The following is a 19,642-nucleotide window of genomic DNA, read 5'->3' on the forward strand; positions in this document are numbered from 1 at the left end:
GCGCCCGGGCTCGCGGAGCGGGCCCGAGCGCGGGCGCAGGGGCGCGGGCAGAACACGCACGAAGGGGCCCGGCGGAGCGCACTCCGCCGGGCCCCTTCCGCGTGGGCCGCTCAGCCCTCGCCGCTCGGCCCTGACCGCTCGGCCCTGACCGCTCAGCCCTCCAGGAAGGCCTTGATCGCGCTCGCCAGCAGGTACGGGTCGTCCGCCCCGCACAGCTCGCGCGCCGAGTGCATGGACAGCGCCGCGATGCCGCAGTCGACCGTGCTGATCCCGAGCCGGGCCGCCGTGATCGGGCCGATCGTCGTGCCGCAGGGCATGGCGTTGTTGGAGACGAAGGTCTGCCACGGCACGCCGGCCCGCTCGCAGGCCGCCGCGAACACGGCCCGGCCGACGCCGTCGGTCGCGTACCGGTTGTTGACGTTGACCTTGAGGATCGGGCCGCCGTTCGGCATCGGGTGGTGGCCCGGCTCGTGCCGCTCGCTGTAGTTCGGGTGGACGGCGTGGCCCATGTCGGAGGAGAGGCAGACGGTGCCCGCCAGCGCCCGGGCGCGGTCCTCGGGGCTGCCTCCGCGCGCGTAGACACTGCGCTCCAGGACGTTGCCGAGCAGCGGGCTCTGCGCGCCGGTGTCCGACTCGCTGCCGGTCTCCTCGTGGTCGAAGGCGGCCAGCACCGGGATGTACGGCAGGTCCGCGCCGTCCGTCGCGGCGGCGGTGGCGACGGCGGCCAGCGCGGCGGCGGCCGCGTGCACCGACAGCAGGTTGTCCAGGCGCGGGCCGGCCAGCAGCTCGCGGTCGCGGCCCAGGTAGGAGGCCGGCTGCACGTCGTGCGTCATGAGGTCCCAGCCGGCCACGTCGGCCGCCTCGACGCCCGCCCGCTGTGCGACGTAGGAGATCAGCGAGCCCTCGTCGACCGGGCCGAGGCCCCAGATCGGGGTGAGGTGGCGCTGCTTGTCGAGCTTCATGCCCTCGTTGACCTGGCGGTCGAGGTGGATCGCCAGCTGCGGCACGCGCAGCAGCGGCTCGTCCAGCTGCACCAGCCGCGAGCTGCCGTCGCGCAGCGCGAGCCGGCCGGAGAGGCCGAGGTCGCGGTCCAGCCAGGTGTTCAGCGGCACACCGCCGTAGATCTCCACCGCGACCTGACGCCAGCCGGCCGACCCGGTGTCCGGCACCGGCTTGACCCGCAGGTTCGGCGAGTCGGTGTGCGTGCCCACGACCCGGAACGCGGTCTCCGGGCCCGCGCCCTGCGGCACGTACCAGGCGATCAGCGCGCCACCCCGGATGACGTAGCGCCCCCCGGCCGCCGCGTCCCAGGCGTCGGTCTCGGCGACCTGCCGGAAGCCCGCCTTCTCCAGGCGCTCCGCCGCGCTGGCGACCGCGTGGTAGGGCGACGGGGAGGTGCCGAGGAAGGCGATCAGATCATCGGTGTGCGTCCGGTCGAAGAAGGCCTGGCGGGCGGCGGTCGACATGCTGCTCCTGAGTCGAGGGAGGGCTGAAGCCGGATTGGGGGTCGACTTCGCACCCTGAGCATATGCCCGTACACGGACATGACACTCGGAACCCGGCAACGGATGCAGAACGCAGACAGAACCGTGAAGTGACGCCCCGCCGGTCCCCGAACCCCCGTCGGGCACCCAGGGATTCCAGCCGCTTGCACAGGGTCATCACATATCCCCCTCTCCACCCTTTCACGGATGACCGGCCGTCAGCGAACCGGATGGGCACCGTCCAGTCGCCCGGCCAACTCGTCGGGCGGCAGGCCCGGCACGGTCGCCGACCGCCGCGACCAGGGGCGTCCCGCCCCGCCAGGCCGGGCGCCCGCACGATCCGCCGCAACGAGTCGGCCCTGGGCCGGGCGCGGCCGCGTTCCAGGTTCCCGACGGCCCGCGCGCCGGGCCCGGACCGCTCGGCGAGTTCCTCCTGTGCGAGGCCCGCCGCATCGCGCAGGAGGCGCAGCAGCCCGCCGGAGCGTTCGTGACGCCCGCCCATCCCAACAGCTGCGCGCAGAACGGCCGGTACACCACCGCCCGGCCCCCGCAGTGGGTGAGTTGGAGCTGCCCGCCCACCATCCTGGTGACCAACATCACCACCCTCAGGCCCGGTCGCGGGAGGGCGCCGGCCGCGCACCCGGACGGCCCGCGGCCGCCTCCCGAGCGCACCCCGTCGCACCCGTCCGACAGCCGATCGACGATACTCCCCCCGGAGTGAAGTCATCGGGGGGAGAAGCACGTTGACGACCACCACGATCGAGGCCGCCGAGCCGGCCGACGCCGACGCCGGGGCACCCCCGCGGCGCTCCCGGGCCGCGCGGCGCAGGCGGGTGCTGGCGCTGGTGGCGCTGGGTGCGGCACTGCTGGCGGTGGGCGGCCTGGGCGCCGCCTCGCTGGTGAAGTCACCCGCCGAGCGGGCCGCACAGGCGGCGCCGCCGCCGAACAGTCTGATCACCGCGCCGGTGACCAGCCAGGTGCTGAACCGGTCGGTGCCGGCCCGCGCGGTGGTCTACCCGCCGGCCCAGTACAACATCGTCCCCTCCTCGGCCTCCCCCGACGTCACCCAGCTGTACGTGTCGAAGCTGGCCGTGAAGACCGGCGACGCCGTCACCAGCGGGCAGTTGCTGGCCGAGGTGTCCGGGCAGCCGCTCTTCGCGCTCGACGGGCCGGTGCCGGCGTACCGGGACATCAAGCCCGGCAGCAGCGGTCCGGACGTCACCGAGCTGCAGAACGCGCTGGCCGGCCTGGGGTACTCGCTGCGGTCGGACGACAAGGGCGTCTTCGGCCCGGGTACCGCGCAGGCGGTCACCGAGTTCTACCGCAGACTCGGCTACCCGGTGCCCACCACCGGCGTCACCGCCCAACAGGCCGTCGACGCCGCGCAGAAGGCCGTGGACGGCAGCCAGCAGACGGTGGACTCGCTCACCGCGCAGAAGAAGGCCGGCCAGAGCAGCGCGGCCCAGCCACCGACGCCCGCCCCCACCGGGACCGCGCCCACCGGCACCGCCCCGACCGGCACCGCCACCGGAGCACCGGCGCCGGCCCCCGCCCCCGGGCTCGACATCGACCAGCAACTCGCCGCCGCGAAGAAGCAGTTGGCCGCGGACAAGACCGCCCTCGGCAAGGCCCAGGCGGTGAACGGCCCGATGGTGCCGGCCGCCCACGCCGTCTTCCTGCCCACGCTGCCCGCCGCCGTCACCGCCGTCAACGGCTCGGTCGGCGCCCCCGCGACCGGCACCCTGCTCTCGCTCACCAGCGGCGGCCTCAGCGCCACCGGGCAGCTGACGCCCGCCCAGGCCGCGGGTGTCAGGGCGGGGATGGCCGTGGAGATCCTGGTCGAGGACACCAACACCACCCTGAAGGGCACGGTGGGCGAGGTCGGCGCCCCGACCACCACACCGCCCGCCGGCAGGGTGATCACGCTGGGCGGCGCCGCCGGAGCCGGCGGAGGCGCGCCGGGGGGCAACACCGCCCCGGGCGCCCCGCAGGCCCCGAACGCCGGCGGCCAGGGCGCGGGACCGGCCTACGTCCCCGTCACCATCACCCCCGCCGCTCCGCTGCCGGCCGCCCTGAACGGCCGGAACGTGCGACTCACCGTGCTGAAGGACACCGCCGGGCAGCCGGTGACGGCCGTCCCGGTGGCCGCGATCTCCACCAACGCGGCCGGCCGGACCTCGGTCACCCGGGTGGACGCCGCGGGCAACCGGACCACCGTCCCGGTCACCACCGGGGTGAGCGCCGACGGCATGGTCGCCGTGGTCCCCGACGCCGGGACCGAACTCAGGCCCGGCGACCAGGTGGTGGTCGGCCGGTGACCGCCACCCCGCCCACCACCGCCCCGCCCACCACCGCCCCGACCGCCATCGGCCCCACCACCGGCACGCCACCCGTGATCGCCCTGTCCGGGGTCGGCCGCAGCTACCCCGGCCGGCCCCCGGTCACCGCGCTGCACCCGTCCGATCTGACCGTCCACCGCGGGGAGTACCTGGCGGTCACCGGCCCGTCCGGCTCCGGAAAGTCCACCCTGCTGCACCTGCTCGGCCTGCTCGACACCCCCAGCCGGGGCCGCTACGAGCTGGACGGCATCGACACCGGCGGCCTGCGCGACCGGGACCGGGCGACCCTGCGCGGGCGCCGGATCGGCTTCGTTTTCCAGTCCTTCCACCTGCTGCCGCACCGGACGGCCGAGGAGAACGTGGTGCTGGCCCAGGTCTACAACCGCACGCCGCCCCGCCGTCGCCGGGCCGCCGCCCTGGACGCGCTGCGCCAGGTCGGCCTAGGCCACCGCACCGACGCCCTGCCCACCACGATGTCCGGCGGCGAACGGCAGCGGGTGGCGATCGCCCGCGCCCTGGTCAACCGCCCCAGCCTGCTGCTCTGCGACGAGCCGACCGGCAACCTGGACTCCGCCAACGCCGGGGCGGTGCTCGCCCAGTTCGACGCGCTGCACGCCCAGGGCTTCACGCTGGTGGTCATCACCCACGACCCGGCCGTCGCCGCCCGCGCCGGGCGCCGGATCGCCATCCGCGACGGCGTCCTCGACGAGGCCGGACCCGCCGATCCCGGTGCCGTCCCCCGCAGCGGTGCCGCTCCCCGCAGTAGTACCGCTCCCCGCAGTGGTACCGACGCCGGGGTGCCGCGCTGATGGCCCGCGGCGCACTGCCCGAGCCGCCCTCCCGGCTCCGGCTCGGCGACCTCTGCTCGGAGGCCCTGTCCGGCGTCCTCCAGCGCCCCGGCCGCTCGGTGCTGACCATGCTGGGCACGGTGCTGGGCATCGGCGCGTTCGTCGCGGTGCTCGGCCTCACCGCGACGGCCTCCGGCCAGATCGGCGAGCAGTTCAGCCTGACCAGGGCCACCACGGTGAACGTCGCCGACCGGCCCGCGACGGAGGGCGTCGCCCCCGGCACCAACCCGCCGACCCACTTCCCCGAGGACGCCGACCGCCGGATCGCCGGGATCGACGGGGTGCGCGCGGGCGGCGTCTGGTGGTCCGTGCCGGGTGCTCCGGTGGTCTCCGGCCGTCCGAACGGCGAGAACGAGGGAACGGGCCTGGCCGTGCTCGCGGCCACCCCGGGCGCGGTGGCCGCCATGGAGCCCACCATCACGGCCGGCGTCACCATGGACCCCTTCGTCCAGCGGACCGCCCAGCCGGTGGTGCTGCTCAGTCAGGCCGCCGCCAAGCGCCTCGGCGTGAGCCGGCTGGACGCCCAGCCCGCCGTCTTCATCGGCTCCGTGCCGTACACGGTGATCGGGATCTACTCGGACGTGCAGCGGCAGTCCGGCGCGCTGCTCGGGCTGGTCATCCCGGCCAGTACCGCGCTGGCGCAGTTCGGCAACCCCGGGGCGGACCCCGAGCACGCGGCCCAGGCGCTGGTGGCCACCCGGGTCGGCGCCGCCTCGGTGGTCGCCGCGCAGCTCCCGCTCGCCCTGCGGCCGGACGCGCCGGAGGCCTTCACCGTCGTCCCGCCGCCCGATCCGCACAGCCTCCAGGACAAGGTGACCTCCGACCTGACCGGCCTGTTCCTGGCCCTGGCCGGGATCTGCCTGCTGGTCGGCGCGGTCGGCATCGCCAACACCACCCTGGTCGCGGTCCTGGAACGGACCCGGGAGATCGGCCTGCGCCGCTCGCTCGGTGCCCGGACCGGCCACATCGCCGCCCAGTTCCTCACCGAGTCCACCGCCCTCGGCACCCTGGGCGGCCTGGTCGGCACCGCCCTCGGTGTGGTCACCGTGGTCGCCGTCGCGGCCGCCCGGGACTGGACCGCCGTCCTCCAGCCCGCCACCACGCTGCCCGCCCCGCTGATCGGCAGCGTGGTCGGGCTGCTGGCCGGCCTCTACCCCGCGCTGCGCGCGGCCCGCACCGACCCGCTCCAGGCCCTGCGCAGCGGCTGAGCGGCCGGCCCGGGCGGCCGGGCACCCAGGCGCCGGCCGACCGCGGACAGCACGAAGGGGGCCCGCCGGGAAGGCGGGCCCCCTTCGTACTGAGGGTTGGGTCAGGCGGTCAGAGAGGTGTCACAAGCGGCAGGTGCCGGCCGGCGACGGTGGGCGTCCTAGAACGCCTCCTCCGCCAGCTCCATGATCTCGTTGTCGATGCCCTCGGCGATCAGGCGCTGCGGGGTGATGGTCGGCAGGACGTTCTTGGCGAAGAAGCGGGCCGCCGCGACCTTGCCCTGGTAGAACGGGACGTCCTTCTCGGAGGCGCCGGCCTCCAGCTTGGCCAGGGCCACCGCGGCCTGGCGCAGCAGCAGCCAGCCGATCACGACGTCGCCGGAGACCATCAGCAGGCGGGTGGTGTTGAGGCCCACCTTGTACATGTTCTTGACGTCCTGCTCGACCGAGGAGAGGTCGGCCAGCAGCTTGCCGACGATCGCCTCCAGGTCGCCCGCGGCCTTGGCGAGCAGCTCGCGCTCGGCGGCCAGGGCGTCGCCGCCCTCGGCCGAGCCGAGGAACTTCTGGATCTGCTCGGACAGCGCGGTGAGCGCCTGGCCGCCGTCCTTGACGATCTTGCGGAAGAAGAAGTCCTGGCCCTGGATCGCGGTGGTGCCCTCGTACAGGGTGTCGATCTTCGCGTCCCGGATGTACTGCTCGATCGGGTACTCCTGCAGGTAGCCGGAGCCACCGAAGGTCTGCAGGGACTGGGCGAGCTGCTCGTAGGACTTCTCGGAGCCGTAGCCCTTGACGATCGGCAGCAGCAGGTCGTTCAGGCGCTCGGCGGCCTCGTCGGTCTCACCGCGCAGGCGGGCGGCGAGCACGTCGTCCTGGGTGGAGGCGGTGAACAGCACCAGGGCGCGCATGCCCTCGGCGTAGGCCTTCTGGGTGAGCAGCGAGCGGCGCACGTCCGGGTGGTGCGTGATGGTGACGCGCGGGGCGGTCTTGTCCAGGAACTGCGAGATGTCGGCGCCCTGCACGCGCTCCTTGGCGTACTCCAGCGCGTTGAGGTAGCCGGTGGAGAGGGTGGCGATGGCCTTCGTGCCGACCATCATCCGGGCGAACTCGATGATCTTGAACATCTGGCGGATGCCGTCGACGGTCTCGCCGAGCAGCCAGCCCTTGGCCGGGTGCTTGGCGCCGAAGGTCATCTCGCAGGTGTTGGAGGCCTTGAGGCCCATCTTGTGCTCGACGTTGGTGGCGTAGGCGCCGTTGCGCTCGCCGAGCTCGCCGGTCTCCCAGTCGAAGTCGAACTTCGGGACGATGTAGAGGCCCAGGCCCTTGGTGCCCGGCTTGCCGCCCTCGGGGCGGGCCAGCACCAGGTGGATGATGTTCTCGGACATGTCGTGCTCGCCCGAGGTGATGAAGCGCTTCACACCCTCGATGTGCCAGGAGCCGTCCTCCTGCTTGATCGCCTTGGTGCGGCCGGCGCCCACGTCCGAACCGGCGTCGGGCTCGGTCAGCACCATGGTGGCGCCCCAGAGCCGCTCGGTCATCAGCTCGGCGACCTTCTTCTGCGCCTCGGTGCCCTCGTCGTGGACGACGCCCGCGAAGGCCGGACCGGAGGAGTACATCCAGATGGCCGGGTTCGAGCCCAGGACCTGCTCGGCGTAGGCCCAGATCAGCGAGGACGGGGTGACCTGGCCGCCGATGGCCTCCGGGATGCCCAGGCGCCACCACTCGGCGTCCATGAAGGTCTGGTAGCTCTTCTTGAACGAGGCGGGGATCGGGGCGGTGTTGGTCTCCGGGTCGAAGACCGGCGGGTTGCGGTCGGTGTCCGCGAAGGACGCCGCGAGGTCGTTCTCGGCGAGGCGCGCGATCTCGCTGAGGATGTTCTTCGCGGTCTCGACGTCCATGTCGGCGAACGGACCGGTGCCGTACACCTGGTCGCGGCCGAACACCTCGAAGAGGTTGAACTCCACGTCCCGCAGGTTGGACTTGTAGTGACCCATGGCCGTTATCTCCGGTTCGTCGCTTCCGGGTGACCGCCGCGATCGGGCGCCCCGTACCCACCAGTAGGCATCATGATGCTACCCAGCGGTAACTTGTTTCAAGCCCCTGGCGGTGAATCCGCTATGAACGTGGTCACGTCCCACAACGCCGGACGGCCACTCCTGTCAGGATCGACCGCCACACAGGCGGCTGCGCTCCCGATAGCCTGTCCGTGTGTACGGCTATGACCAGAACGCGTACCCGGGCGACCCCTACCAGCAGCAGGCGGGGCCGCAGCCGGGCATGAACGGCATGCCCGGGCCGGGCCCCTACGGCGAGCAGCCGCAGGCGGCGCAGCAGCAGTCGCTCTACCCGGAGCCCTCCCCGCCCTCGCTGGCGGACGCCGTCCGGGCCTTCACCACCGGGTCGATGGCGGTGGAGGACTTCCAGGCCATCTTCATCACCTCCAAGGTGCACTGCCCGCGCGGCGAGCGCCCCGGGTTCCTGGCGCTGCACAACACGCCGACCCCGGTGATCCCGATGTTCAGCTCGCTGAAGGAGCTGCGCCGCTACGCCGGCAAGGACTCCAAGCACTTCACCGTCACCGGCGCCGAGGTGCTGGACCTGCTGCCGACGGGGTACGGCTTCGCGCTGGACATGGAGGGCGAGCACCGGATGGTGTTCGACGCCAAGGCGGTCGAGCAGATGGTCGACTTCACCATGCGCCGGATGTACGGCTGACGGCCGGGGGTCCATCCTGGAGGAGGGGCCGGCGGCTCAGCCGTCCCCATATGGTTCAAAATTCAACTTGCTTCTTGTTGAGGATTGAACTAATCTCCTGGATGTAGGCCACACACCCCCCGAAGGAGGCCGACATGCCCGCCGTGACCGTCGACAACCCGCTGACCCTCCCGCGCGTCGCCACCCCCGACCCCGCCGTCACGAGCGGCCGGCCGGTCCTCACCGTGGTCACCGCCCCCGAGGGCTTCGAAGGCGAGGGCTTCCCCGTCCGCCGCGCCTTCGCCAAGGTCAACCAGAAGTACCTGGACCCGTTCATCATGATGGACCAGATGGGCGAGGTCGACTATGCGGCCGGGGAGCCGAAGGGAACCCCCTGGCATCCGCACCGCGGCTTCGAGACGGTCACGTACATCATCGACGGGACCTTCATCCACCAGGACTCCCACGGCGGAGGCGGTGTCATAACCAACGGCGACACCCAGTGGATGACGGCCGGCTCCGGCCTGCTGCACATCGAGACCCCGCCGGAGTCGCTGGTCATGTCCGGCGGCCTGTTCCACGGGCTCCAGCTCTGGGTGAACCTGCCCGCCGCCGACAAGATGATCGCCCCTAAGTACCAGGACATCCGGGGCACGACCGTGAAGCTGCTCGCCTCCTCGGACGGCGGAGCGCTCATCCGCCTCATCGCCGGCGACATCGCCGGCTACCAGGGCCCGGGCGCGACGCACACACCCATCACCATGATCCACGTCTCCGTGAACCCCGGCGCCCAGGTCACCCTGCCCTGGCGGGCCGACTTCAACGGCCTCGCGTACGGCCTCGCCGGCAGCGGCTCGGCGGGCGAGGAACGGCGCCCGTTCCACATGGGGCAGGCCGTCGTCTTCGGCGAGGGCGACTCCCTCACCATCCGGGCGGACGAGACCCAGGACTCCCGCAACGCCAACTTCGAGGTCGTCCTCCTCGGCGGCCTGCCGATCCGCGAGCCGGTCGCCCACTACGGCCCGTTCGTCATGAACAGCCACCGCGAGCTCCAGCAGGCCATGGAGGACTTCCAGGCCGGCCGCCTCGGCACCATCCCCGCCGACACCAGCCTGGGACGCTGACGGCACATCGTGAGAGGCCGGACCAGGAGCGGCTGCTGTCGGTCGATTCGGGTCCTGCTGCTTCGCCCCGCCGACCGGTTGGTCGGCGGGGCGAAGCACTGCGAAGTGGGTGGTGCGGGTGGGCGCCCGACGGCGACGCCTCGGCTCCTACAGCAGCGCGTAGAGGGCCGAGGCGTCGTCGTGCGCCTTTCCGCGCGGCCAGCGCTCGCAGGCCGCGTCCGCCCGCTCCACCGCCCGCACCTGCGCGATCAGCTCACCCGGGCCGCTCTCGCCGAGCAGCCGCAGCGCGTCCGCCCAGCTCCCCAGGCCGAACCGCTCGGTGAAGCGCGAGGCGCCGTCGGACAGCGCGGCCACCGCGTGCAGCCGGTCCAGCGGGACGAAGCCGGTCTCGGCGTGCCCGGCGGCCTTCGGGCTGGCGGCGGCGATCCACGGGCCGTGCAGGGTGTTGCGGGCGGCCCGCACGGCCAGCGCGTACCGCAGGTGCAGCGCGGCCCGCTCGGTCGAGCCGGGGACGGTCGACCAGACCTGTCGGCGCAGCTCCTCCCCGCCGGGGAAGCGCTGGTTGTCCCCGATCACCTTCGGCGGGCCGTCCTTGTACTGCAGGACGAGCAGCGAGTCGCCGAGCACCAGGTACTCCAGCGAGGAGCCGTGCCGCCGGGCCGCGACCACCATCGCGGCGGGCGTGTTGGGGTGGGCCAGGTCGCAGCGGCCACCGTGCAGCGCGGCGGTCTCCGCGATCGCGTCGGCCAGGCACTCGGCGATCGAGCGGTCGGCCCGGTCGGTGAGCCGGGCCAGCAGGTGCACCCCCAGTCTGCGGACGTACCAGGCGGTGCCGTGGCGACACCCCGACTCCATGCCGCTCGGCGAGCTCGACCCGTCGAGCAGGACGAGCGCCTCCGACGAGGCCGCCGTGAAGTCCTCGCTCTCGCGGTCCGGCCGCCGTGCTTCCCCTGCGAGCTGTACCTGCATCCCGACAGTGTGGCCCCACCCGCCGCCCGAGCCCAGACCCCTGCACCCGGCGCGCCCCGCCCGGGCCGAGGCTGTCCGGTGGCAGCGGGAGTAATCCGGCCATACCGTCGGATACCGAGTGGACAATTCGGCCAATCAGGGCCCATCAGGTTTGGCGGCTCCTTCGGGGGGCCGGGTGGCCCGGGACTGACGAGGAGCGGGAGATGTTCTGGCAGTTCATCGTGCTACTGGTCGCCTCGATCGGCTTTCCGATCGCCGCACTGCTGTACCTGATCGGCGGACCGCGCTTCCCCGACGAGCAGCGCGACCGGCCTCAGGCCTGAGGCCGGTCCCCTCCGGCGGGCGGCGCCCAGTCCGGGTCGCGGCCGAGCAGGGCGAGCGCGCGGTCGAACGGTCCGGCGCCCCCGCCCGGTTCGCGGCGCCCCTGGAAGGCCCGCCCCGGCGCGCGGTCCTCCGGCGCGGCCGGGACCAGTTCGGCCACCGACAGCAGGACGGCCGCCAGCCGCCCGTCGCCGTCCACGGCCGCGGCGACACCGGACGGGACGCCCAGGGCGGCGGCGACGTCCCAGCCGTGCACCAGGGTGTCGAGCAGGTGGAAGCCGACCGCCTGGCGCAGCGGGAAGGCGCCGCCGGCCCGGATCTCCGGCAGCCACAGCTCCCGCCCGGCCGCCGAGGCCTCGGCGAAGGCCGCGGTCAGGTCGGCCGCCGAGCGCCGGAACGCCCCTGCCGGATCCCCGCCGAGCGGGGCGTCGCGCCAGAGCGCGAGGTCGGGCCCGGCGCCGCGGGCGGCGGCGGCGAAGCCCCGGTGCTGGCCGACGACGTGCTCCAGCAGGCGGCGCAGCGTCCAGCCCGCGCAGGGCGTCGCGAGCTCCAGCAGCTCGGGGCGGACGGTGTCGACCACCTCGGCGGCCAGCTCCAGCGAGCGGGTGTGCAGTTCGAGCAGGCTCACGGGGCCGTGACCCCCTGACCGGCCGCCAGGAATCCGACGGCGTTGTCGACGACGGCGGGCTCGGTGAGGATCCGGCGGTGGCCGAGGCCCTGGGTGACGAGCAGTTCGAGCCGGTCCCCGTAGGCGGCCTTGAGCCGGTGGGCGTGGTCGATGCCGACCCTGCGGTCGCCCTCGTCGTGCGCCACCAGGATCGGCAGGGCGATCTGCTCGGGGCTGCGGGCGGCGTCGAAGTACTCGGCGACGTCCCCGACGCCGGGGAACAACTCGTGTTCGACCCGGTGCCTGAGCTCCCGCTCGATCGCGGTGTTCAGTCCCAGCTCGGCGCAGAACGCGGCGGGCAGGTAGGAGAACTCGCTGACCCCCGCCACGGCGACCAGCCGCCCGGCCCGCAGGCCCCCGCGCAGCGCGAGGAAGGCCGCGTTGACGCCGAGCGAGTGCGCGATGACCGCCTCGAACGCGCCGTACCGCTCCTGGAGCCGGGTGGCGATCTCGCGGTACTCCAGCACCGTGGTGGCGCGGCCGCCCGAGTCGCCGTGCCCGGGGGCGTCGAAGGCGACCGGGCTCAGGCCGAGCGCCCGCAGCCGCGGGACGAAGCCGGCGAACCGGGAGGCGCGGGACTGCCAGCCGTGCAGCATCAGCACGGGCCGGGTGCCGTCGCCCCAGCGGTAGACGACCACGCGCCTGCCGTGGACGGTGAGCTGCTCGGTGACGGCCCGGTCGTGGACCTCGCGCTCGCGGCTGCCCACCCGGCCGCGCCGGACGGGGTGCCGGTACAGCGCGAACGCGGCCCGGCCGGCCAGGCCGGGAGCCGGTCGGGAGAGGGCGTTGAGGCTGGTGCGGATCAGTGCGACGGCCGGGTCCATCGGGGTCTCCCTGTCGGTGCTGACGGGCGTGCCTGGGTGCGGTGCCGAACTCGCCGAGATATTAGCACGACCGTTCGTGCAGTTTTATGGACGCGAAGCCCGCCCCGGATTCGGGTCTCGGGGGCTCAGGCCAGCTCGGGCGCCCGCGGGTCGGTCGCCTCCGCCCGCAGCAGGCGCAGCGCGATCCGGCCCGCCCGGTCGTACGGGGCCTGCTCGTCGAACAGCAGGGCCTGCGCGTTGGCCGTCTCCATCACCGCGATCAGCGAGAACGCCAGGTCCTCCAGGTCGGCCCCGGCCCGCAGCCCGCCCGTCGCCCGGGCCTGCGCCAGCGTGTCGAGCACCACGGTGTGCCACTCCCGGGCGCAGGCGGCCAGCGCGTCGCGCAGCGGGCCCGGGCGGGCGTCGAACTCGGCGCTCACCTCGAAGAAGAAGCAGCCGCCGGGGAAGACCCGGGCCCGCGAGTACGCCAGCCAGCCCTCGCAGAGCCGCCGGGCCCGGCCCAGGCCGGGGGCGGTGTCCTCCAGCGGGGTGACCACCGCGTCCGCGAAGATCCGCCGGGCCGCCCGGACGGTGGCCAGCTGCAGCTCCTCCTTGGAGCCGAAGCCGGCGAAGACCCCGCTCTTGCTCAGCCCGAGGTCGGTGGCCAGCCGGCCGATCGACAGCGCGTCCAGCCCCTCCACCGAGGCGATCTCGACCGCTCGGCGCAGCACCGCCCGGCGGGTCTCCTCACCGCGCAGGACCCGGCCGTCGGCCCGGCCGTCGGCGCGGGCGCCCGTGCGCCCGTCCGTGCCAGAACCGGTCACAGTGCACCTCAGCTGTCCGTCGGGACGGGAAACCCGTCGTAGCGGGAGCGGCGCCGGGCGGCCCACCGGAGTGAGCCGCCCGTTGCGCCTGCGTCCCGCCAGGGTATAGCGGTCGCCCCGCCCGCCCCGGTCCCGTCCGGTCGGACGGGGTCTACCCGGCTCTACCCGGCCGGCACTCCCAGGGCCGGCGCCCGCAGGGCCAGCCGGGCCGGCAGCGCCGTGGCGGCCAGGGCCAGCACCGCGGCCAGCGCCAGCACCCCGGCGTAGCCGGTCCAGCCCCAGGCCACCTCGGCCGAGCCGGTCATGCCCAGGCTGAAGGCGGTGAGCACCGCGAACGCGATCGCCGAGCCGAGGGCGACCCCGGTGGCCACCACCGCGACCGCCTCCAGCCGCAGCATCCCGAGGATCTGGCGCCGGGTGGCGCCGGTCAGCCGGAGCAGGGCGAACTCCCGCCGCCGGTCGGCGGTGGCCATCGCCAGGGTGTTCACCACCGAGATCGCGGTGAAGCCGAGCACCAGGCCCATCCCGAGGAAGTTGACCTCGGCGCCGTTCTGCCGCGCCTCGGCCGCGATCCCGCCGGCCTGCGCCCGGTCCAGCACCCGCACCCCGGGGAAGCCCGCCACCGCCGCGGTCAGCCGCTCCCGGGTGACCCGGCCGTCGGCGGTCACCAGGACGGCCGCGGCGAGCGGGTTGTCGACGTGCCGGACCAGCAGCGCGTGGGAGAGCGTCAGATCCCCGAAGCCGAGTCCGCGGGCGTACACGGCCCGGACGGTCAGGGTGGCCGGGGCGCCGTCGCCGAGCACCAGCCGGACGGTGGAGCCGGGGCGCACCCCGAGGCCGCCCGCCGCCGTCTCGCTGACCGCGAGGTCGCCGTCGCCGAAGCCGTCCAGCGTGCCCGCCGTCACCTGCGGGTCCCAGCCCGCCGTCAGGCCCTCGGTGGTGACGCCCTGCACCGTGTACTTCTCCAGGTCGATCCGGACGGAGCTGCGCAGCACCTCGGTCACCGCGGTGACTCCGGGCACCGCCCGGACCGCCTGCGCCGCCTGGCCCGGGACGCCCGGTGCGCTCGCGGCCAGGGTCCACGGGGCCCGGACGCCGTCCTCGGCCTGCCGGGCGGCCGCCCCGCCGAGGGTGGACTGGGTGAAGAGCACCGTGCAGACCATCGCGGTCAGCAGGGCCAGCGGCGCGGCGGCGGCGCCGAGCCGGCGGGACTCGGCCCGCAGGTTGGCGGCGGCCAGGTGGCCGCTGACCGGGAAGACCCGCAGCACCCCGCCGAAGGCGGCGGAGGCCACCCGGGCCAGCACCGGGCCGAGCAGCGAGACCGCGACCGCCAGCACCACCACGGCGGCGAAGGTGACCGGGGTGGCCGCCTTCTCGGTGTCCAGCGCGGCGAGGACGGCGACCAGCACGATGCCGCCGGCCAGCGTCAGGCCACCGGCCAGGGTCCGCCCCCAGCCGGCCCCGGGGATCTCCACGGCGGCCTCGGACAGCGCCTGGCCGGGGCGGATCCGGGAGGCCCGGCGGGCCGAGATCCGGGCCGCGGCCCAGCCCGCCAGCAGGGTGGCGAGCACCGCGGCGAACACCGGGAAGACGCTCAGCGTGTGGTGCAGGGTGTCCGGCACGGCACCGAGGTCGACGAAGCCCTCGTACAGCCACCCGCCGGCCGGCAGCCCGGCGACCGAGCCCAGCGCACCGGCCACCAGGCCCAGCAGCAGCGCCTCGCCGCCGATCATCTTCCGCACCTGCTTGGGCGACGCCGCCACCGCGCGCAGCAGGGCGATCTCCCGGGCCCGCTGGCGGATCATCAGGGCGAAGGTCCCGCTGACCACCAGGACGGCCACCAGCAGCGCGGTGCCGCCGATCGCGGCGCCCATGCTGACCAGCTTCACCCGGGCACCGGCGGCCTCCGGGAACTCCGCCTGCCCGCGGTCGGCGCCCTGGTGGACGACCGCGCCGGCGCCGGCCAGCACCGGGGCGAGGTCCCGGGCGAGCTTCGCCCGGTCGGCGCCGGGCTCCGGCAGGACGCCGACCGCGGCGACCTGTCCGGGCCGGCCGGCCAGCCGCTCGGCCTCGGCCTGCTGGAAGAACAGCGCGCTCTGCTCGGTGAGTTCGGTGCCCCGGGCGGCGGCGATGCCGGAGATCCGGTAGGCGGCGGGCGTCTGGGTGGAGCGGACGGTCAGCCGGTCGCCGACGTGCAGCCGGGCCCGGGCGGCCAGACCCGCGTCGACCACCAACTCGTCGGCGGCGCCCGGCTCCCGGCCCTCGGCCAGGGTGAACGGGGTCAGCCCGGCGGAGGCCCAGGCGTGTCCGTACCCGGGGAGCCGGTCGGCGGCCACCGGCTGGGCGGGGAAGGTGAGTTCGGGCACGGCGGCGCGCACGCCCGGTACCGCCGCGATCCGGTCGGCCAGTGCGGCGGGCAGCCAGGCCCGCTCGGCGAGCGGCTTGGCCTTCTCCTTGGTCTTGGTCTTCCCGTTGCCCTTGTCCTTGACGGTCGTCCGGTGCACCTGCTGGTCGGCGGCCACCACGAAGGGGGCGCCCGTGTACCGCTCGGTGCGGATCTCGCCGCGCAGGCCGGTCTCCAGCAGCGTCCCGCAGGCGGTGACGGTCAGGGCGGCGAAGAACAGTGCGCAGAAGGCGCCCGCGAAGCTCGACCGGCGGGCGCGCAGGCTCTGGAGTGCGTAGGAGAGCAGCATCAGACCTGCCCTCCCGGGCGGTTCTGGCAGTGGATCGCGCGGCGGCAACTGCGCTGCGGGCTGGGGTGGCTGGGCGGCTTCGGCATGTCCTCACCCTCCCGCGCGGGAGGGTGCCGGCACAGTGCGGCAGCCCGGCCGACCCCGGCGGGGGTTAGCCCCCGGTGGAGCCGGGACCAGGCACCAGGGCCCGCTCCAGCAGGGCCGCCCCGGCCAGCAGCTTTTCGTCGGCTCCGGCCGCGCCGACCACCTGGAGGCCCAGCGGCAGACCGTCGTCCGCCGGGCCGGCGGGCAGGCTCAGCGCGGGCAGTCCGGCGTAGCTCCAGGGCAGGCACATCATGCCGTCGCCGGTGCCGTCCAGGCCGAGCGGCGCCGGGCCGGTCGCGGCGGGCGCCAGCCAGAGGTCCACCCCGGCCCGCCCGGTCTCCTCGGCGAGCCGGTCGCGGAAGTGCGCGCGGGCGCGCAGCGCGGCCTCGCGGTCCTCCGGGTCGACGCCCTGGCCGTGCCGGACGGCGGCCGCCGTCTCGGGCCGGTAGAGGGCACCGAAGCGGGTGAACCAGTCGGCGTGGGCGCGGGCCAGTTCGAAGCGGCCGATGGTCCGCAGGTGCCGGGCGAGCTGCTCGAAGTCCGGCAGCAGATCGACCCGGCGGATCGTCAGTCCTGCTGCGGCGAGCCGGTCCAGCTGCTCCCGGAACGCCTTGAGCGCCTGCGGCTCGGCCCGTTCCAGGTACGGCCCGACGGGCACCCCGAGGACGGGCGGCGGGCCGTCCCCGGCCTCCTGCCAGCCGTCGCAGAGCAGCGACGCGGCCAGCGCGGCGCCGGCCAGGTCGGAGGTGAGCACGCCGAGGGTGTCGAAGCTGGGCGCGTTCGGGATCACCCCGTCGATCGGGATCCGCCCGTGGGTGGACCGGAAGCCCACCACCCCGCAGTAGGCGGCGGGGCGGACCACCGAGGCGACGGTCTGGGTGCCGATGGCCAGCGGCACCAGCCCGGCCGCGACGGCCGCCGCCGAACCGCTGCTGGAACCGCCCGGGGTGTGCGCGGGGTTGTGCGGGTTGCGGGTCGGACCGGGGGCGCTGGACGCGAACTCGGCGGTCACGGTCTTGCCCGCCACCAGCGCCCCGGCGGCGCGCAGCCGGTCCACCACGGTGGCCTGCGGCCCGGCCAGGACGCCGGGGGGCAGCGCGGAGCCGGCGTGGGTGGGCAGTCCGTCGACGTGGACGATGTCCTTGACCCCGACCGGCACCCCGAAGAGCGGGGGCGCGGCGGCCGGGTCGGGGTAGCGGGCGGCCAGCGCGCGGGCCTCGGCGCTCAGCCGGGCGTGCCGTCCGGGCTCGGACACGAACGCGCGGATCAGCGGGTCGACGTGCTCGATCCGGGCGCAGAGCCGGTCGACATGGGCGGGCAGGCCGGACTCACCGGTCCGCAGCGCGGCGGCCTCACGGACCAGGGACCGGGGCCGGACCAGGGGCTCTTCCATGCCGACCACGGTAGGCGTGCCTACGGGTGTTCGGTGGCCAGGTACGGCGTCTCGCGCAGGTAGTACGCCCCGCAGGTGTGGCAGCAGAGCTCGGGCGTCTTGCCCCAGTCCACCGGCTCCCGCAGCGCGGCATCCGCGTCCAGCTCCCGGCCGCACATCGCCACGGCCTCCGAACCGCGGACCATGTGCCAGAGCCTCACCCCGGCGGCCGGGCCGCCATCGCCGTACTCGGCGCGCATCTGGTGCATCATTCCCCCATCGTCCGGCCGCCGTACCCCACCGGCAACCGGGGAGCCCCCGGGGCCTACGAGGCCTGGAGCAGGGCGCCGTCCTGCCACTTGAGGATCTTGTCGAAGCTGACGATCGCACCGCCCAGGGGGTGGTTGCGGAGCTGGACGTGGTCGGTCAGGGCGTGGATGAGGAAGAGCCCGCGGCCGCTCTCCGCGGTGAGGTCGGGGAGGGTGTCGAGGTCGACCGGGCGCAGGGTGGGGGCCGGGGCGGGCGGGAGGCAGGGCGGCAGCACGTGGGTGTCGTAGGGGCGGCCGTCGCGGCGGGGACGGTGGGTGGTGAGCAGGGCCCCGGGCAGGGTCGCGCGGCCGCGGCGGGTGCGGCGGCGCGGGGCCGGGCGGGCCGGCGGGGCGGCCGGGCGGCGCAGCGGCGGCGGCGGGAAGGCCGCGGCGGGGGCGGCGACGCCGGGGCCGGAGTCGGTCACCTCGATCCGCAGGCGGTCGCCGCTGATCGAGGCGGTGACCTGGAAGCCCTCGTCCGGGCGGCCGCCCGCGCCGTGTTCGACGGCGTTGGCGCAGGCCTCGCTGAGGGCGACCCCGAGGTCCTGGGCGACCTGCGGGTCGACGCCCGCCGTCGCCATGGCACCCAGCAGTATGCGCCGGGCCAGCGGCACGCTGGCCGGGTCGCGCTTGAGGTGCAGAGTCCACCAGATGTCCACGGGAGGTCCCTCCTGGCTGCGGCTCCACATACAACTAGGTATCTCCGGGGGATCCGGCGGTGAACCGTGTCGGAGGTCCGGTACCGCCCGTTCGGCGGATGGACTGGGGCCGTGCTCTGTGCCGAGCGGCGCATTCGGGGGCGCGTGCGCCGGGGCCGAACGGGGCATTCGTAGGGATTTCCCACCCTGCCCGCGTCGGCGGGGTACGCGATGAGATGATGGCCCGGCCATGAATGCCCCCGCCGCCGCCCCGCACCCGGGCGCCCCCGCACCGGACGCGCCGGTCGGGGCCGCCGCCTGGGATCTGCGGCTTGCGCGGGCGGTGCCGTTCGCCCTGGTCTGCACGCTGATCGCGGCCGCCGGGCACGCCCTGGCCGGCGGCGGGAACGTGGCCCCGTCCGCACTCGCGACCGGCTTCGCGGCCGTCCTGGTGCTCGCCGTGGCCTTCGGCGGGCGGGAGCGTTCGCTCGCCGCCATCGCCGGTGCGCTCGGCGCGGGCCAGCTCGGCCTGCACTGCCTCTTCCACGGCTTCGGCGGCCACACGACCGCGATGGCCGGCCTGTCGGGGATGCACCACGGCTCCTCCTCCGGTCCGCTCTCGCTGCCGCAGGTGGCGGGCCGGCTGATCTGCAACGAGTCCCGGCCCGGCACACTGATCGGGCTGCCCGGCAACCCGTCCGCCGAGCAGCTCGTCTCCAGTGCCGGCCTGGACCCGCAGACCTTCGCCGTCGCGCCCTGGTGGCAGGGCGGCGTGCTCGGGATGACGCCGTCGATGCTCGCGGGGCACCTGGCCGCGGCCCTGGTGGCCGGCTGGTGGCTGCGGCGCGGCGAGGCCGCCCTGTGGCGACTGGTCCGGATCACCGCCGCGGCCGCCCGGGAGCACTGGGCCGCGCCGCTGCGGACGGCGTTCGCGCTGGCCGCCGCCCTGCTGCGCGGCCTGCTCGGCACCGGGGGCGGCCCCGTCCGCCGCCCCGGCGCCCGCGGCGGGGGCGACCCGCTGCCGGCCGGTACCGCGCTGCGGCACAGCGTGGTGCGGCGCGGACCTCCGTTCGGCGTCCTCGCGTACTGACCCGCCGCCGGCACCCCCTGCCGTACCGGGCTCCGGGCGTGCGCAAGCAGCAGAACCGTTCGTTCCCGCGCTCCCGCGCGGTCCTGCGGTCCCACAGACGTCCCCCCACGCCGCGCGGCGCCCGCCCGAGCACGGACCACCGTGCCCGAGGGCCGGCCTGCCGCCGAGCCTCCGAACGGAGA

17 protein-coding genes are annotated in these 19,642 nt (G+C 75.0%); 6 read left to right on the top strand and 11 right to left on the bottom strand.

What is annotated here, in order from left to right:
* Positions 1-152: 152 nt before the first annotated feature.
* Entirely contained in the window at positions 153-1,466 is a 1,314-nt protein-coding gene (locus tag ACFVVX_RS03785; protein WP_387941017.1) for a M18 family aminopeptidase, read from the bottom strand.
* A complete protein-coding gene (locus ACFVVX_RS03790; protein WP_387941309.1) occupies positions 1,417-2,211 on the bottom strand; it encodes a helix-turn-helix domain-containing protein in 795 nt (264 codons plus the stop codon). Before ACFVVX_RS03790 ends, ACFVVX_RS03785 begins: the two co-directional genes overlap by 50 nt.
* Positions 2,212-2,227: 16 nt before the next feature.
* Here ACFVVX_RS03790 and ACFVVX_RS03795 point away from each other — a divergent pair, with 16 nt between their 5' ends.
* Genes ACFVVX_RS03795 through ACFVVX_RS03805 form a run of 3 tightly spaced genes read left to right on the top strand, consistent with a single transcriptional unit; the run spans position 2,228 to position 5,879 of the window.
* Positions 2,228-3,802 (top strand): peptidoglycan-binding protein, encoded by a 1,575-nt coding sequence (locus ACFVVX_RS03795; protein WP_387941019.1) that lies wholly within the window; start codon positions 2,228-2,230, stop codon positions 3,800-3,802.
* A complete protein-coding gene (locus tag ACFVVX_RS03800; protein ID WP_387941021.1) occupies positions 3,799-4,632 on the top strand; it encodes an ABC transporter ATP-binding protein in 834 nt (277 codons plus the stop codon). The genes ACFVVX_RS03795 and ACFVVX_RS03800 overlap by 4 nt, the downstream gene beginning before the upstream one ends.
* Positions 4,632-5,879: an ABC transporter permease gene (locus ACFVVX_RS03805; protein WP_387941023.1), complete on the top strand. Its 1,248-nt coding sequence runs from the start codon at positions 4,632-4,634 to the stop codon at positions 5,877-5,879. Before ACFVVX_RS03800 ends, ACFVVX_RS03805 begins: the two co-directional genes overlap by 1 nt.
* A 158-nt stretch (positions 5,880-6,037) precedes the next feature.
* Here ACFVVX_RS03805 and ACFVVX_RS03810 read toward each other — a convergent pair whose 3' ends face one another.
* Positions 6,038-7,867 (bottom strand): acyl-CoA dehydrogenase, encoded by a 1,830-nt coding sequence (locus tag ACFVVX_RS03810; RefSeq protein ID WP_387941025.1) that lies wholly within the window; start codon positions 7,865-7,867, stop codon positions 6,038-6,040.
* A 214-nt stretch (positions 7,868-8,081) separates the two neighbouring features.
* On the opposite strand from ACFVVX_RS03810, the gene ACFVVX_RS03815 reads away from it, so the two are divergent.
* Positions 8,082-8,588 carry an SseB family protein gene (locus ACFVVX_RS03815; RefSeq protein WP_387941027.1) on the top strand — a complete coding sequence of 169 codons (507 nt, stop codon included), beginning with the start codon at positions 8,082-8,084 and terminating at the stop codon, positions 8,586-8,588.
* Positions 8,589-8,722: 134 nt separating this feature from the next.
* Positions 8,723-9,691: a pirin family protein gene (locus ACFVVX_RS03820; RefSeq protein WP_387941029.1), complete on the top strand. Its 969-nt coding sequence runs from the start codon at positions 8,723-8,725 to the stop codon at positions 9,689-9,691.
* Between the two features lie 147 nt (positions 9,692-9,838).
* Here ACFVVX_RS03820 and ACFVVX_RS03825 read toward each other — a convergent pair whose 3' ends face one another.
* From ACFVVX_RS03825 to ACFVVX_RS03860, 8 genes are all read right to left on the bottom strand, one after another.
* Positions 9,839-10,660, bottom strand: coding sequence for an integrase (locus tag ACFVVX_RS03825; protein WP_387941031.1), 822 nt, complete (start codon positions 10,658-10,660; stop codon positions 9,839-9,841).
* A gap of 313 nt (positions 10,661-10,973) precedes the next feature.
* Complete coding sequence (locus ACFVVX_RS03830) at positions 10,974-11,609, bottom strand: TIGR03086 family metal-binding protein (protein ID WP_387941033.1); 636 nt, start codon at positions 11,607-11,609, stop codon at positions 10,974-10,976.
* Entirely contained in the window at positions 11,606-12,472 is an 867-nt protein-coding gene (locus ACFVVX_RS03835; RefSeq protein WP_387941034.1) for an alpha/beta hydrolase, read from the bottom strand. Before ACFVVX_RS03835 ends, ACFVVX_RS03830 begins: the two co-directional genes overlap by 4 nt.
* A gap of 125 nt (positions 12,473-12,597) precedes the next feature.
* The gene (locus tag ACFVVX_RS03840; protein WP_387941036.1) at positions 12,598-13,275 is read right to left on the bottom strand and encodes a TetR/AcrR family transcriptional regulator; all 678 of its coding nucleotides are present in this window, start codon (positions 13,273-13,275) and stop codon (positions 12,598-12,600) included.
* Positions 13,276-13,436: 161 nt separating this feature from the next.
* Positions 13,437-15,968, bottom strand: a complete 2,532-nt coding sequence (locus ACFVVX_RS03845; RefSeq protein ID WP_387941038.1) for an ABC transporter permease — start codon at positions 15,966-15,968, stop codon at positions 13,437-13,439.
* 151 nt (positions 15,969-16,119) lie between these two features.
* The gene (locus tag ACFVVX_RS03850; RefSeq protein ID WP_387941040.1) at positions 16,120-17,445 is read right to left on the bottom strand and encodes an amidase; all 1,326 of its coding nucleotides are present in this window, start codon (positions 17,443-17,445) and stop codon (positions 16,120-16,122) included.
* Between the two features lie 20 nt (positions 17,446-17,465).
* Complete coding sequence (locus ACFVVX_RS03855) at positions 17,466-17,696, bottom strand: hypothetical protein (protein WP_387941042.1); 231 nt, start codon at positions 17,694-17,696, stop codon at positions 17,466-17,468.
* Between the two features lie 53 nt (positions 17,697-17,749).
* A complete protein-coding gene (locus ACFVVX_RS03860) occupies positions 17,750-18,391 on the bottom strand; it encodes an ATP-binding protein (RefSeq protein WP_387941044.1) in 642 nt (213 codons plus the stop codon).
* Between the two features lie 229 nt (positions 18,392-18,620).
* On the opposite strand from ACFVVX_RS03860, the gene ACFVVX_RS03865 reads away from it, so the two are divergent.
* Positions 18,621-19,460, top strand: coding sequence for a hypothetical protein (locus tag ACFVVX_RS03865; RefSeq protein WP_387941046.1), 840 nt, complete (start codon positions 18,621-18,623; stop codon positions 19,458-19,460).
* The last annotated feature ends 182 nt before the right edge of the window (positions 19,461-19,642 follow it).

The sequence above is a fragment of the Kitasatospora sp. NPDC058170 genome (genome assembly GCF_042883905.1).
GTDB lineage: Bacteria > Actinomycetota > Actinomycetes > Streptomycetales > Streptomycetaceae > Kitasatospora.

Coding starts and splice junctions, on each gene's coding strand:
- ACFVVX_RS03785 (WP_387941017.1), bottom strand. CDS start 1,466: ATGTCGACCGCCGCCCGCCAGGCCTTCTTCGACCGGACGCACACCGAT.
- ACFVVX_RS03790 (WP_387941309.1), bottom strand. CDS start 2,211: ATGACTTCACTCCGGGGGGAGTATCGTCGATCGGCTGTCGGACGGGTG.
- ACFVVX_RS03805 (WP_387941023.1), top strand. CDS start 4,632: ATGGCCCGCGGCGCACTGCCCGAGCCGCCCTCCCGGCTCCGGCTCGGC.
- ACFVVX_RS03810 (WP_387941025.1), bottom strand. CDS start 7,867: ATGGGTCACTACAAGTCCAACCTGCGGGACGTGGAGTTCAACCTCTTC.
- ACFVVX_RS03820 (WP_387941029.1), top strand. CDS start 8,723: ATGCCCGCCGTGACCGTCGACAACCCGCTGACCCTCCCGCGCGTCGCC.
- ACFVVX_RS03825 (WP_387941031.1), bottom strand. CDS start 10,660: ATGCAGGTACAGCTCGCAGGGGAAGCACGGCGGCCGGACCGCGAGAGC.
- ACFVVX_RS03835 (WP_387941034.1), bottom strand. CDS start 12,472: ATGGACCCGGCCGTCGCACTGATCCGCACCAGCCTCAACGCCCTCTCC.
- ACFVVX_RS03845 (WP_387941038.1), bottom strand. CDS start 15,968: ATGCTGCTCTCCTACGCACTCCAGAGCCTGCGCGCCCGCCGGTCGAGC.
- ACFVVX_RS03850 (WP_387941040.1), bottom strand. CDS start 17,445: ATGGAAGAGCCCCTGGTCCGGCCCCGGTCCCTGGTCCGTGAGGCCGCC.
- ACFVVX_RS03855 (WP_387941042.1), bottom strand. CDS start 17,696: ATGATGCACCAGATGCGCGCCGAGTACGGCGATGGCGGCCCGGCCGCC.
- ACFVVX_RS03865 (WP_387941046.1), top strand. CDS start 18,621: ATGAATGCCCCCGCCGCCGCCCCGCACCCGGGCGCCCCCGCACCGGAC.